Source organism: Rhodococcus sp. PSBB066, assembly GCF_017068255.1.
Lineage (GTDB): Bacteria > Actinomycetota > Actinomycetes > Mycobacteriales > Mycobacteriaceae > Rhodococcus > Rhodococcus aetherivorans.
This window is the reverse complement of sequence record NZ_CP070859.1, coordinates 5900490-5912647: the sequence shown is the minus strand read 5'-3', so window position 1 is coordinate 5912647 and position 12158 is coordinate 5900490. Positions and strand designations below refer to the sequence as shown.

General features: G+C 71.0%; 11 protein-coding genes. 6 read left to right on the top strand and 5 right to left on the bottom strand.

All coding sequences use genetic code 11. The features are described from left to right. The first annotated feature begins 63 nt into the window (after positions 1-63). Complete coding sequence (locus JYA75_RS27000) at positions 64-2205, top strand: NAD(+) synthase (RefSeq protein ID WP_006931973.1); 2142 nt, start codon at positions 64-66, stop codon at positions 2203-2205. On the opposite strand, the gene JYA75_RS26995 is transcribed toward JYA75_RS27000, so the two are convergent. Continuing rightward, positions 2176-3408, bottom strand: a complete 1233-nt coding sequence (locus tag JYA75_RS26995; protein WP_006931975.1) for an aminotransferase class I/II-fold pyridoxal phosphate-dependent enzyme — start codon at positions 3406-3408, stop codon at positions 2176-2178. The two genes, JYA75_RS27000 and JYA75_RS26995, sit on opposite strands and share 30 nt — an antisense overlap. Positions 3409-3681: 273 nt before the next feature. Here JYA75_RS26995 and JYA75_RS26990 point away from each other — a divergent pair, with 273 nt between their 5' ends. Further along, complete coding sequence (locus JYA75_RS26990; RefSeq protein WP_006931977.1) at positions 3682-4161, top strand: hypothetical protein; 480 nt, start codon at positions 3682-3684, stop codon at positions 4159-4161. Between the two features lie 35 nt (positions 4162-4196). On the opposite strand, the gene JYA75_RS26985 is transcribed toward JYA75_RS26990, so the two are convergent. Further along, on the bottom strand, positions 4197-4877 hold the full coding sequence (locus JYA75_RS26985; protein WP_006931980.1) for an NAD(P)H-binding protein: 681 nt from the start codon (positions 4875-4877) through the stop codon (positions 4197-4199). Next, entirely contained in the window at positions 4874-5839 is a 966-nt protein-coding gene (locus JYA75_RS26980; RefSeq protein WP_239010504.1) for an EamA family transporter, read from the bottom strand. Before JYA75_RS26980 ends, JYA75_RS26985 begins: the two co-directional genes overlap by 4 nt. Between JYA75_RS26980 and JYA75_RS26975 the strand changes: the two genes are divergently transcribed. Beyond that, positions 5838-6836 (top strand): LysR substrate-binding domain-containing protein, encoded by a 999-nt coding sequence (locus JYA75_RS26975; RefSeq protein ID WP_306413671.1) that lies wholly within the window; start codon positions 5838-5840, stop codon positions 6834-6836. The genes JYA75_RS26980 and JYA75_RS26975 overlap by 2 nt on opposite strands. Here JYA75_RS26975 and JYA75_RS29160 read toward each other — a convergent pair. After that, complete coding sequence (locus JYA75_RS29160; protein ID WP_275408343.1) at positions 6809-9604, bottom strand: LuxR family transcriptional regulator; 2796 nt, start codon at positions 9602-9604, stop codon at positions 6809-6811. The two genes, JYA75_RS26975 and JYA75_RS29160, sit on opposite strands and share 28 nt — an antisense overlap. Before the next feature lie 178 nt (positions 9605-9782). Between JYA75_RS29160 and JYA75_RS26965 the strand changes: the two genes are divergently transcribed. From JYA75_RS26965 to JYA75_RS26955, 3 genes are all read left to right on the top strand, one after another. Next, the gene (locus tag JYA75_RS26965; RefSeq protein WP_139310946.1) at positions 9783-10007 is read left to right on the top strand and encodes a hypothetical protein; all 225 of its coding nucleotides are present in this window, start codon (positions 9783-9785) and stop codon (positions 10005-10007) included. Positions 10008-10212: 205 nt separating this feature from the next. After that, the gene (locus JYA75_RS26960) at positions 10213-11190 is read left to right on the top strand and encodes an LLM class F420-dependent oxidoreductase (protein WP_083662398.1); all 978 of its coding nucleotides are present in this window, start codon (positions 10213-10215) and stop codon (positions 11188-11190) included. Positions 11191-11363: 173 nt separating this feature from the next. After that, positions 11364-11699: a hypothetical protein gene (locus JYA75_RS26955; protein ID WP_029541385.1), complete on the top strand. Its 336-nt coding sequence runs from the start codon at positions 11364-11366 to the stop codon at positions 11697-11699. 17 nt (positions 11700-11716) lie between these two features. On the opposite strand, the gene JYA75_RS26950 is transcribed toward JYA75_RS26955, so the two are convergent. Next, the gene (locus tag JYA75_RS26950; protein ID WP_006932002.1) at positions 11717-11974 is read right to left on the bottom strand and encodes a hypothetical protein; all 258 of its coding nucleotides are present in this window, start codon (positions 11972-11974) and stop codon (positions 11717-11719) included. Positions 11975-12158 lie beyond the last annotated feature (184 nt).

Sequence of the window (12158 nt, the reverse complement as noted above, 5' to 3'; positions counted from 1 at the left end):
TAGGATTCGATCACGCGATCCGGGCGCCGCGAGGGCGCGGACGACGGAGAAGGAGGCAGCGCGATGACCGACGAAGCCGGCGCTCGGGACGTCCCCGTCCCCGCGGCGAGACCCGAGTTCCGGTCCAGCTACCGCCACGGCTTCCTGCGGGTCGCGGCCTGCGCGACGCCGACGACGATCGTCGATCCGGCGGCCAACGCGGCGGCGGTGCTGCGGGCCGCCCGGGTCTGCCATGACGACGGGGTCGGGCTGGCGGTGTTTCCCGAGATGACGTTGACCGGGTACTCGGTCGAGGACCTGTCGATGCAGGACACCGTGCTGGAGGCGGCCGAGCGGGCGCTGGCGGAGATCGTCGCCGGCTCGGCCGGCCTGCTGCCCGTCCTGCTGGTGGGCCTGCCGCTGCGGCATCGGCACCGGATCTACAACGCCGTCGCGGTCGTGCACCGCGGCCGGGTCCTGGGGGTCGCCCCCAAGTCGTATCTGCCGACGTATCGGGAGTTCTACGAGCGCCGGCAGATCGCGCCGGGGGACGATGCGAGCGGCACGGTCCGGGTCGCCGGTCACGACGCACCGTTCGGTCCCGATCTGCTGTTCGAGGCCACCGACGTTCCCGGTCTGGTGCTCCACGTGGAGATCTGCGAGGACATGTGGGTCCCCATCCCGCCCAGCGCGGAGGCCGCCCTGGCCGGCGCGACGGTGCTGGCGAACCTGTCGGGCAGCCCGATCACCGTCGGCCGCGCCGAGGACCGTCACCTGCTGGCTCGCTCGGCGTCGTCGCGGTGCCTGGCCGCCTACGTGTACTGCGCGGCGGGATCGGGGGAGTCCACCACCGACCTGTCCTGGGACGGGCAGGCGATGGTGTACGAGAACGGGATGCTGCTCGCCGAGACCGAGCGGTTCCCGCGCGGCGAACAGCACGCGGTGGCCGACGTCGACCTCGAACTGCTGCGCAACGAGCGCACCCGCATGGGCACCTTCGACGACAATCGGCGTCATCACGCGGCCCGCCTCGACGCGTTCCGCCGTATCGCGTTCACCCTCGCGCCTCCGCTCACCGACATCGGGTTGCGGCGCCGGGTGGAGCGATACCCCTTCGTGCCGTCCGATCCGGCCCGCCTTGAGCACGACTGCTACGAGGCGTACAACATCCAGGTCGCCGGGCTCGAGCAGCGCCTGCGTGCGCTGAGTGGTCCGACGCGGGGCGGTCCGAAGGTCGTGATCGGCGTGTCGGGCGGACTGGACTCCACGCACGCGCTCATCGTCGCCGTCAAGGCGATGGACCGCCTCGGCCGTCCGCGCGAGGACGTGCTCGCCTTCACCCTCCCGGGGTTCGCGACGAGCGACCGGACCCGGGAGAACGCCCGCCGGCTGTGCCACTCGCTCGGGGTGACGCTCGAGGAAATCGACATCACCCGTGCCGCGCGCGTGATGCTGGAGGACCTGGGTCACCCGTTTGCGCGCGGCGAGCGGGTCTACGACATCACGTTCGAGAACATCCAGGCCGGGCTGCGCACCGACTATCTGTTCCGGGCCGCGAACCAGCGCGGCGGCTTGGTGCTCGGGACGGGCGACCTGTCGGAGATCGCGCTGGGCTGGTCCACGTACGGCGTCGGGGACCAGATGTCGCACTACAACGTCAACGCCGGGGTGCCGAAGACGCTCATCCAGCATCTGATCCGCTGGGTCGTCTCGTCCGGGCAATTCGACGACGAGGTCGGCGCCACCCTCGAGGCCGTGCTGGGCACCGAGATCAGTCCCGAGCTCGTCCCCGTCGAGGAGGGGGAGACGCCGCAGAGCACCCAGGCCACGATCGGTCCCTACGACCTGCACGACTTCTTCCTGTTCCAGGTGCTGCGCTTCGGGTTCCGGCCGTCGAAGATCGCCTACCTCGCATGGCAGGCCTGGCACGAGGCCGGCGCCGGGGAGTGGCCGTCCGGCCATCCCGGGCATGCCCGCCGCGAGTACGACCTGCCCGAGATCCGGCGGTGGCTGGGTGTGTTCGTCCAGCGGTTCTTCGCCTTCAGCCAGTTCAAGCGGTCCGCGATGCCGAACGGGCCGAAGGTCGCCGCCGGGGGGTCCCTCTCACCGCGCGGGGACTGGCGTGCGCCCTCCGACGCGTCCGCGCGCATCTGGCTCGACGAACTCGATCGGGAGGTGCCGGAGGACCGGGGCGGATCAGGTTCCGAGGAACTCCGTCAGCGGTGAGACGGCTCGTCGCCCGCGCATCGCCGCCGAGATGCCGTCGAGGATGTGCTCGAGGACAGCCGCCGACGTGGCGAAGTTGATCCGCACGAATCCCGCTGCCGCGCTTCCGAAGGGTCTGTCGCCGTCGACCAGCACCCGGCCGAGGTCCCGGATCCGGCGGATCGGATCGTCGACGGGGAAAGCCGAGACATCGACCCAGCTGAGGTAGGTGGCTTCCGGCAGATGGTGGCGGGCTTCCGGCAGGTGCTCGCGCAGGACCGTGTCGACACGTCGCCGGTTGCGGTCGAGCACTCGGAGCAGCGTGTCCTGCCAGCGCTGGCAGCGTTGCCATGCGGCCAGTGTGCCGAGCACCGCCGGGGTCGATACGGTTCCGTACAGGTCGGGCGGTTCGCCGTCCCGCACGGCGAGCAACTGCTTCGACCCGTAGTGCGCGACGGCGCAGCGCAGTCCGGCGATGTTGAAGGCCTTTCCGGCCGACGTGACGGTGATCGTCCGAGCTGCCGCCTCCGGACTGATCGACGCGAACGGGATGTGCCGGTGCGGCGCGTAGATCAGCTCCGCATGAATCTCGTCGCTGACGACGAGAAGGTCGAACTCGACGGCCAGTTCGGCGATGCGGGTGAGTTCGGAACGGGTGTGGACGCGTCCGGTCGGGTTGTGCGGATCGACCAGGACGAGCACTTTCGGGCGCTCGGCGGCGAGCGACGCCCTGAGCGTCTCGAAGTCGAGCCGCCACCCGTCCTGTGTGTCGGCGAACGGGAATTCGACCGTCCTGCGGCCCATGGCCGCGATGGTGGCCAGGAACGGCGGGTAGTTCGGAGTCTGGATCACGACGGCGTCGCCGCGCTCGGTGTGCAGGTGCAGGATCAGTTGCAGGGCCTGGATGAGATCGGTCTGCTCCCGGACGTCGGCGGGGTCGACCGTCCATCCGTATCGGGACTGCATCCGCCGGGCGAATTCCGCACGCAGCGGGGTACCGCCGAGCCAATCGGGGTAGCCGAGTTCTCCCGACCGGGCCGACTCGCACAGCGCGTCCCGGATCTCGGGGGCGATCGGGAAGTCCATGTCGGCCACCCAGGCCGGTAGGGCGCCCGCGCGGACGGCACGTGCCCACTTGACCCCGGTGCGACGGACGAGATCGCCGATCTCGATATCGTCGAATCCGGGATACCGGGCCTCCGATGCCGGAGGCAATCCGGTCATCGGACGGTCCCGGAACGGGGGTCCCCCGAGCAGTCCATGCAGTGAGTGTGCCCGTGCCGCGTACCGGACGGAAGCGAACCCGAAATCCGATCCGCCTTCGTCCGCAGCTGCCCGTGCACTCCGCGAGTGGTCGATCGACGTTCGAAAGCGCCTGCCTGCCGTGCCGACTGCTGCCACCCGACCACTGGACCGGGCGGGCCTGTGTCCCCGTCGCGCAGCACCGGGCACGGGGCGTGGTTGACGGCGCCTGCGTGATGGGTGGAGCCTGACGACATGGCGAGGCGGTTGCCGGAGTGGGAGTTGCTGGTACCCGGGGAGGGGCCGTACGTCGGCACGATCCGGATCGAGGACGAGGCGGGGCGGCCGGTGCCGATCGCCGGCGGGGTTGCGGTGGGGGCGTGCGCGTGGCGGGCGGAGTGTCTGCATTGTGACTGGCTGGGCAGCACGGCGGTGCGGGTCGGTTCGGGCGAGGCGTTGCGTCCGGGGCGCCTGACGCGGGAAAAGCTCGAGGAGGAGTGGGTGCGCCACATCTATCGGGTGTCGGCGAAGGCGGCGGTGCTCGATGCGCTCGAGCAGCTCGACCGGTTGGCGGCCGAACAGCAGGCCCTGACCGAAGTGGTGGACGAGGGGGTACGGCGCCTGCGCGCCGAGGGTGCCTCGTGGGCGCAGGTGGGGGAGCTGGTGGGGATGACGCGTCAGTCGGCGTGGGAGCACTGGGCGGACTCGTCGGCGGCGCGCCGGCACCGCCGATGACGGTTGAAGAGTGCGCGCGCCGTAAATCGGGGCTGTCAGCCCCTCCTGACCCCTGACGTTGATGTGGCGGCGTGAACAGTGGAGTTCTGCGCAACGGTGAAGTGCCGGTCGGTGCCGGGGCGCTCGATTTCGTCCAGGGCGGCCACGGCGAGGTCCTCTGCGGTGATGCGGGAGGTGCCGTCCGGCTCGGTGAGCAGGGTGGTGGTTCCCCGGCGGTACGTGCCGGTGCGGGTACCGGGTTCGAGGATCGCGGGCGGGCTGAGATAGGTCCAGCGGTGGTTCGGGTGCTGGACGCAGGTGCGGAGTTGGGTGGCGCTGGCGTCGGCGATCGCTCGCCATTCGATCGGCACATAGTTCGGATCGTCGATTACCGACAGGTCGCCCTTGTGCGGTGAGCGTAGGGGCCCGGCCCCGCCGATGACGAGTAGACGGGCGCCGGCCCGGCCTGCCGCGTCCAGAACTGCGGTGGTCAGCGGTGCGATCGTCTGCTCCTGGCCGGGAGCGGCACGGACGGCGAGGATCGCGGCGTGGGCGTCGGCGAGTGCGGCCTCGAGTTGCCCGGGTGCGCCGGCATCGACGGCGAGGGGAGTGACGGCGGGGTCCGGGTGTGTGCCGGGGTGCCGGGCGGCGGCGGTGACGCGGTGCCCGCGGGCGGCGGCTTCGGTGACGAGGCGCGAGCCGACCATGCCGGTGGCGCCGATGACGGTGATGTTCACGATGGGAGTCCTTTCCTCGTACGGGGACGAGGGATGACCTGTCCGGCGCCCAGCGCTGCGAGGGCGAGCGCGAAGCCGACAAGTTGGAGTGCGCTGAGGGTTTCTCCTGCCACGACGACGCCGAGGACGGCGGCCACGAGTGGGGAGAGCAGTCCGAGCAGAGCCGTCGCGGTGACCGGCAGGGTGCGCAGGCCGTTGAACCAGAGGGAATAGGCGAGAAGCCCGCCGACGATGCCGAGCCAGAGGTAGCCCGCCACGGCGGGGGCGCCGATTCGGTTGGGAATCCCCTCGAGCAACAGCGTCGGGGCCAGCAGCACCAGGCCTCCGGCGGTGAGCTGCCAGCCTGCGAAGCCGATCGCGCTGACTTCCTCGGGCCGGCCCCACCGTTTGGTGAGAACGACGCCGATTCCCATCGCAGCGGCACCGGCCAGACCGGCGATGATGCCGACGGGGTCGAACATCGCTCCGGGGCCCAGCACCACCAGCCCCACCCCGACCACGCCGACGACGCCCCAGCTCAGGCGCCAGAGCGAGAGGCGTTCGGACAGAACGATCACGGCGAGGACGGCGACGAGGATCGGCTGGGCCGCCCCGAGAGTGGCGGCCACTCCGCCGGGCAGTCGTTCCGCGGCGAGGAACAGCAGCGGGAAGAACAGACCGATGTTCAAGGCGCCCAGCACCGCGGCCTTCCACCACCATGCCCCGCGCGGAAGCGTGCGGGAGAGCAGGAGGCCGAGTGCGCCTGCGGGCAGAGCGCGCATGAGCGCGGCGAACAGGGGGTGGTCAGGCGGCAGCAGTTCGGTGGTGACGAGGTAGGTCGTGCCCCACACCACCGGGGCCACGGCGGTCGCCGCGGTGAGCGCCGCACGATTCGTCACCGGGCCGGGTGACGTGGGCGGAGAAGTGGTCGTCGTAGTCACCCCACCACTGTCGTGCCCTTTCGGTTGATGAGTCCAACACATGCTTTTCATCACAACGATCGCGATGCACGATAGATGGATGGAGTTGCAGCAACTGCGGTATGTGCTCGCCGTGGCAGAGAAGAAGAACTTCACCCGAGCGGCCGAGCAGTGCTTCGTCGTCCAATCGGCGCTCAGTCACCAGATCAAGGCGCTCGAACAAGAGCTGGGCGTGCCGCTGTTCGCCCGGACCAGCCGTCGGGTCGAGCTCACTGATGCCGGGGCGGCGTTCCTGCCCGCGGCGCGGGCGAGTCTGGAGGCCGCCGAGCGTGCTGCCGCCGACGCGGCAGCGACCGTAGGGCAGATCCGTGGCCCGTTGACGATCGGTGTCATCCCCACCGTGACCGCCATCGACATTCCCACTGCGCTGGGCGAATTCCACCGCGCTCACCCGGCGGTGAGCATCGCGCTTCGAAACGGCGGCAGCGACGAACTCGTGACCGCGATCCGCGCGGGCGAGGTCGACATCGCCGTGCTGGGCCTGCCTGACGCGACCACCCCTCACCGTGTCCGGTTCGTCGAGTTGGCCCGCGAACGTCTCGTTGCCGTTCTCGCCGCTGATCATCGACTGTCGGGGCGGCGCCGCCTGCGCCTACGCGATCTGGCAGACGAGACCTTCGCGGATTTTCCCGCCGGGACGCAGGGGCGCGCACAGAGCGACCGGGCCTTCGATGCTGCCGAACTCCGGCGCGAGGTGACCTTCGAATCGATGTCTACCGATCTGATCCTCGACCTCGTGAAACAGGGCCTCGCCGTCGCACTGCTGCCCCCCGCCTTCGTCCCCTCGAACCCGAATCTGGTCAAGGTGCCCGTCAGCGACGGGCCGACCCGAGTCGAATACCTCGCCTGGAGCGACTTCGACCCCGCGCCCGCCGCGGTGGCATTCCTGGACGCATTGCACTCTCAGATGGCATCGAATCGACTGAATTCCCAACCTATTCCGATGCGACCATCGTCCTGGGAGTCGGATGCTCAGGCGAGGACGTTGTCGCGCAGGTAGTTCGCCAGCTGGGTGCGGGACCGGATGCCGAGTTTCCGGTACAGCCGTCCCAGATGCATTTCGATGGTCTTGACGCTGAGGAAGAGCTGCTCGGCGATCTCACGGTTGGTGCCGCCGCGGGCGGCGAGCCGGGCCACCTGGAGTTCCTGCGGGGTGAGCCGGTGTCCCGCGGCAGCGGCGGGCGCGTCGACCGGCCGGCCGACGGCGCCCAGTTCCGTCGCGGCCTGTGCGGCCCACGTGCGGGCCCCGATGTGCCGGAACGCGTCGAACGCCACCTCCAGATGCTTGCGGGCGTCGCGCCGGCGCCCGGCGCGGCGCAACCGTTCGCCGTAGCACAGCGCGGTCCGGGCGGTGTCGAACGGGGACGGCGAGCGTGCGTGTAGTTGCAGGGCTTTGGTGAACCAGGTGTCGTACTCCGCGTCGTCGCCGATCAGTGCCCGGCCGCGGCAGATCAGGGCTCCGAGCGCATCGGGCAGCGCGAGTTCCGTGAGCAGCCGCAACTGTTCGCGAACCGCGTCCGGCACGTCGCGTCCTGATCGGACGTACGCTTCGATCAGGTCGGCGGACGACGCTCGCGCGACGAGGAGACCGTCCGCGTACCCGGACGGTCGCCGGTTGGCCTCCTCCAGATGGTCGACGGCACGGTCGGGCCGATTCAGGCTCAGTTCCAGCAGCCCGAGTCCGTCCAGGGCGTCGCGGTGCATCTCGCCCAGACGGGTCCTCTCGCGGATCCGCAACGAGTCGGCGGCGTGCGCCCGGCAGGCCTGTTCGTCACCGAGTTGCGCCTCGAGTTCCGCCAGGCATCCGAGCGCCGCGCAGAGCGCGAGCAGATCGCCCGTGCGGGTGGCGAGTTCGACGGCCTCGGTGGCCGCGCGACGACCGGAGTGCAGGCGTCCGAGGCGGCTGTCGGCCAGCGCCGTGACGTACAGCGCCAGGGGCAACTGCCCCCAGGCGCCCTCGGCCCGGAGCCGGTGGACCAGCGGGTCGAGCACCTGCCGCGGATCGCCGTCCTCCCCGTGCCAGGCCACCGCGCCCAGCTCCGCGAACAGGACCCATTCGACGTCGGCGTCGGTGCCCCACCGCGCGAGCGCCGCCGCATCCTGCAGCCAGCGCATCCCGTCGGAGGGGTTGCCGGACAACGACAACGCGCTGCCGATGACGAGCGAGCCGAGGAGCGTCGTGTCGGTGTCCCGGGGCGGCGCCGATCGGATCGCCCGGCGAGCGAGCCGCAGTGCCCCCTCGGGCTCGCCGGCGACGAGTGCTCCCTCGGCCGCCATGGCCAACAGGTGGGCGCCTCGCGCCGGGTCTCGTCGACCGATGTCCGCGGCGCCCGTCTCCCACACCCGGCGTGCGATACACGCTGCGCCGGTGTGGAGTTCGACCCGTCCGCGGACGCCGGCGCTGGCGGCCCGCAGGGCCGGATCGGTGGTGTGGTCGTCGGATCGGTCCAGCAGCCGCAGCGCGGTCGTGCTGCGGCCCGCGCGCCGGGCCGCGTCGGCCGCCGCGCAGAGACGCCGGGCCGTACCCGCCTCGTCGGCGGAGAACGCGGCAGCCTGCTCCATGACGACCGCGGCGGCCGCGTACCCGCGCCGTTCCGACGTCAGCCGCGCGGACTGCTCCAGTTCCCGGGCGGTGCCCTCGTCCGGGGCGAGGGTGGCTTCGGTCAGGTGCCACGCACGTCGGTCCTGCTGCGCTGGATCGGTGAGCATCTCGGCCACTGCGCGGTGCAGCGACCGCCGCCGCGTCGGCGGGAGATCGGATACCGCGGCGCTGCGGATCAACGGATGCGGAAAGGACAACCGGCCGCCCGCGAACGACGTCAACCCGGTGTCCTCGAGCGTTCCCAGGGCACCTCCGGCGATCCCCAGGTGCGCCAGGACGGCGGACACCACCGGCAACCCGTCGTCGGCCGCCACCGCCGCGACCTGGAGGGCTCGGCGTGTCGCGTCGTCGAGCGTGGCGATGCGCGCACCGAAGATGCGGGTCGCGGCCGACCCGGCGCGTACCGGGAGGCGCAGCGGACGGGTTCCGGTGAGTTCGTCGCACGAGAGAGTGCCCGCCAGCTCCAGCAGCGCCGACGGGTTGCCCCCCACCTGTGCGGCCGCCGCCGCCACCACGTCGTCCGGCGGGCGCCGGCCCAGGAGGGCGGCCAGCAGCTGACCGGCCGCCTCGTCGCCGAGACCCCGCACCACCGACGTCTCGACGCCGGCCGGACCCTGCGGCTCGCGGGTGGCGACCAGAATCCCGATCCGCTCGGTGGTGAGCCGCCGAGCGGCGAAGGCGACGGCGTCCAGGGTCGGCCGGTCCAGCCACTGCGCATCGTCGATCACTACCAGCAGTGCCGCGCTGCGTGCGGCCGCTGTCAAAATCCGGAAGAATCCGGCGTAGATCGCGAATCGGTCCTCCGGCCCGGGAATTTCGCGCTCGGTGGAGCCGCACAACGGGCGCACCCTGGGCAGCGACGCGATGGGCCCCGGCACCGGCGCCAGCAGGCGTTCGAGCGCCGCGAAGGGGATCGGGGCCTCGGCTTCCGCACCCGTCACCGACAGCACCCCGAGCCCGGAGGCATGCTCGCGGGCGTAGTCGAGGAGGGCGGTCTTGCCGATTCCCGCTTCCCCGCTCAGCACCACTGCTCCACCCGCTCCCTGCCGGAGTGCGGCAAGCAGCCGATCGATGCGTGCGCATTCCGGTCCCCGCCCGAACAGCACAGCTTCACCGTAGCCCCCGGGTGGGGGCCGGCGCCCTCTTCTCAACCGAAATGGAAGCATCGGGGCCGGCCTCGACCGAAACGAGACCCGTCGGTACGTGGCCATGCCCGAGTCGTCGCGATGCAGGGTTTTCCCCGTCGCCCGGCGTCGGGTTCGTCGGCGATGCTGATATACAGCCGATCCATTTCCGTGCCGTGGGCGCGTATCGGTCGCGGCACGCGACGCGAGGAGAAACACCATGAGCAGGACTACGTTTCGCGCGGCGGTAGCGGCGACCGCCATGGCCCCCATGATCGCCCTCGGCACCGGTGCCGCGACAGCGGCCCCCGCCATCCCCACCGCGCCTGCCCCGATCGCGGAATCCGTCCAGCCGGCGGTCCTCGGCCCGTTCGGTGTCGTGTGCGTTCCGTTGCTCTTCGTTCCGGTCGTCGGAGTGCCGCTGTTCGTGGTCTGCCTCGTCTGACACCGGGTCGACCCCTCGTTGCGGCGAGCCGGCCCGGCCGGCCCGCCGCAACGAGACACCCGTACCTGCCGAGATGCGCAGCCGGCATCTCGGCGGCCCCTCCCTACCGTGACGGTCGTGTACCGAGGCGACCGGTGGGTATCCCGAAGGACGGATCGCCGGCATCGGCGGGGCGCCCGGCACGGACCACGGGAGGAAACGAACAGTGACCGACTTCGGCTACACCATGCTCTGCGAGCAGTCCCGGCCGGACCACCTCGTCCGCGACGTGCAGATGGCGGAGAAGGCCGGCTTCGACTTCTCGGTGATCAGTGACCACTACAACCCGTGGCTGGAGGAACAGGGGCATTCCGGCTACGCGTGGTCCATCCTTGGTGCCGCTGCCCAGGCCACCGAGCAGATCCCGCTCATGACCTACGTGACCTGCCCGATCCTGCGGTACCACCCGGCGGTGGTGGCGCAGAAGGCGGCGACGATGCAGATCCTGTCCGGGGGCCGGTTCCGCCTCGGCCTGGGCGCGGGCGAGAACCTCAACGAACACGTCGTCGGCAAGGGCTGGCCCGCGGTGGGCACCCGTCACGAGATGCTCGCCGAGGCCGTGGAGATCATTTCGGCGCTGTTCGACGGCGGCAACGTGAACTTCCGCGGCGACTACTTCGACGTCGAGTCCGCGCACCTGTACGACCTGCCCGAGACCCGGGTGCCGATCGGCATCGCCGTGTCCGGTTCGCAGTCGTGCGCCCTCGCCGGGGAGAAGGCCGACCTGATGGTGGCGACCGAACCCGAGCCGGAGCTGACCCGGATGTTCGACGAGGCCGGGGGAGCGGGCAAACCGCGAGTCGGGCAGATCGCAGTCTCCTACGACACCGACCGCGACGCGGCGGTGCAGCGGGCGCATGAGCAGTTCCGGTGGTTCGGCCTCGGCTGGAAGGTCAACCCGGACCTGCCCGCGCCGTCCTCGTTCGCGGCGGCCACCCGGTTCGTGACGCCCGAGCAGGTCGGGGCGCAACTTCCGTGCGGCGACGACATCGACGAGTACGTGGACAAGATCCGGCCGTTCGTCGACGCGGGATTCACGGAGGTCGCCCTCGTCCAGATCGGAGGTGACCGGCAGGGGCCGTTCATCCGGTGGGCCGAACAGGAACTGCTGCCGGCGCTGCGCAGCCTGTTGCCGGGCTCATGAAGCGCAGCCTGTTGCCGGGCTCATGAAGCGCAGCCTGTTGCCGGGCTCGTGAAACGCCGCGCGCTCGCGGCGCGATGGTCTCGGTAGTAGTCAGTTTCGCTGACGCCGCAGATCTCGGACCCGCATGCTCCCGCGAGCGCACCCGACGGTCGCCGGCGTCGAAGGGTGCCGAGATGAACGTCGAACCGCGGATGGCCGGGTTGCGCCAATGGCGCACCGATCGCCTCGAGGATCTCGTGGCCCAGCTCGAACGCACGACCGATCCCGCGCTGCCCTGCTTCGCCCGCGACGTCGCGCGCACCGAGCTGGCGCTGCGCCGGGAGGGCGGAACGGTGGACTGGGTGTGCCGTGTCAGGGCACAGCCGAGGTCCGACGGTCGTTCCGTGCTGCTGACCCTGGCGTTGCCCACGACGCTGTCGGAGCCGGAGGTGCGCGACGCGGCTCTGGTCCGCGCCCGCGAACTGTTCGGGTCCGACGTCGTCGTCGACAGCGTGCAGTTCGGCGACTGAGGGGTTCGCCGAGCCGGTCAGGGTCCGAGCCGGACGGCCGAGACCAGGCCGGACACCGTGGCGACGGTACCGACCGCCACGAAGCCGGTCACCATGGTGGCGACGGCCCCCGCGGAGACGACCGTGCCGAGGACGGTGCCCACGCGGGGACGCAGGCCGGAGGCCGGACGGATCGGGGCCGGCTCCTCGAGGCGTATCGAGTGGGGCGCCGCCGGAATCGTCGCGGCCGGCAGAGCGAAGAGGGGGTCGGGTCGGTGGGCGATGTTCTCGGACATATCAGTGTTTCCCCGTCCGTCGTTGACACCTTGTGCCTCCAGTGTCGCGGCGGCGGGTCTCCGGCAGATGGCCGCATTTTGAACTCTGGGTTTCGTGGAGTCGGCGTCGTCGGTCCCGGTTCCGGGGCACCGCGGGCGAGGCAGCGGCGTGGCAGTACGGTGATCCGCCCGAGTGTGCCGGCCC

What these genes read in the sequence shown, in the direction of transcription:
- JYA75_RS27000 (WP_006931973.1), top strand. Translation starts at nt 64, where the DNA reads ATGACCGACGAAGCCGGCGCTCGGGACGTCCCCGTCCCCGCGGCGAGA.
- JYA75_RS26995 (WP_006931975.1), bottom strand. Translation starts at nt 3,408, where the DNA reads ATGACCGGATTGCCTCCGGCATCGGAGGCCCGGTATCCCGGATTCGAC.
- JYA75_RS26990 (WP_006931977.1), top strand. Translation starts at nt 3,682, where the DNA reads ATGGCGAGGCGGTTGCCGGAGTGGGAGTTGCTGGTACCCGGGGAGGGG.
- JYA75_RS26975 (WP_306413671.1), top strand. Translation starts at nt 5,838, where the DNA reads ATGCTTTTCATCACAACGATCGCGATGCACGATAGATGGATGGAGTTG.
- JYA75_RS26980 (WP_239010504.1), bottom strand. Translation starts at nt 5,839, where the DNA reads ATGTGTTGGACTCATCAACCGAAAGGGCACGACAGTGGTGGGGTGACT.
- JYA75_RS29160 (WP_275408343.1), bottom strand. Translation starts at nt 9,604, where the DNA reads ATGCTTCCATTTCGGTTGAGAAGAGGGCGCCGGCCCCCACCCGGGGGC.
- JYA75_RS26965 (WP_139310946.1), top strand. Translation starts at nt 9,783, where the DNA reads ATGAGCAGGACTACGTTTCGCGCGGCGGTAGCGGCGACCGCCATGGCC.
- JYA75_RS26955 (WP_029541385.1), top strand. Translation starts at nt 11,364, where the DNA reads ATGAACGTCGAACCGCGGATGGCCGGGTTGCGCCAATGGCGCACCGAT.
- JYA75_RS26950 (WP_006932002.1), bottom strand. Translation starts at nt 11,974, where the DNA reads ATGTCCGAGAACATCGCCCACCGACCCGACCCCCTCTTCGCTCTGCCG.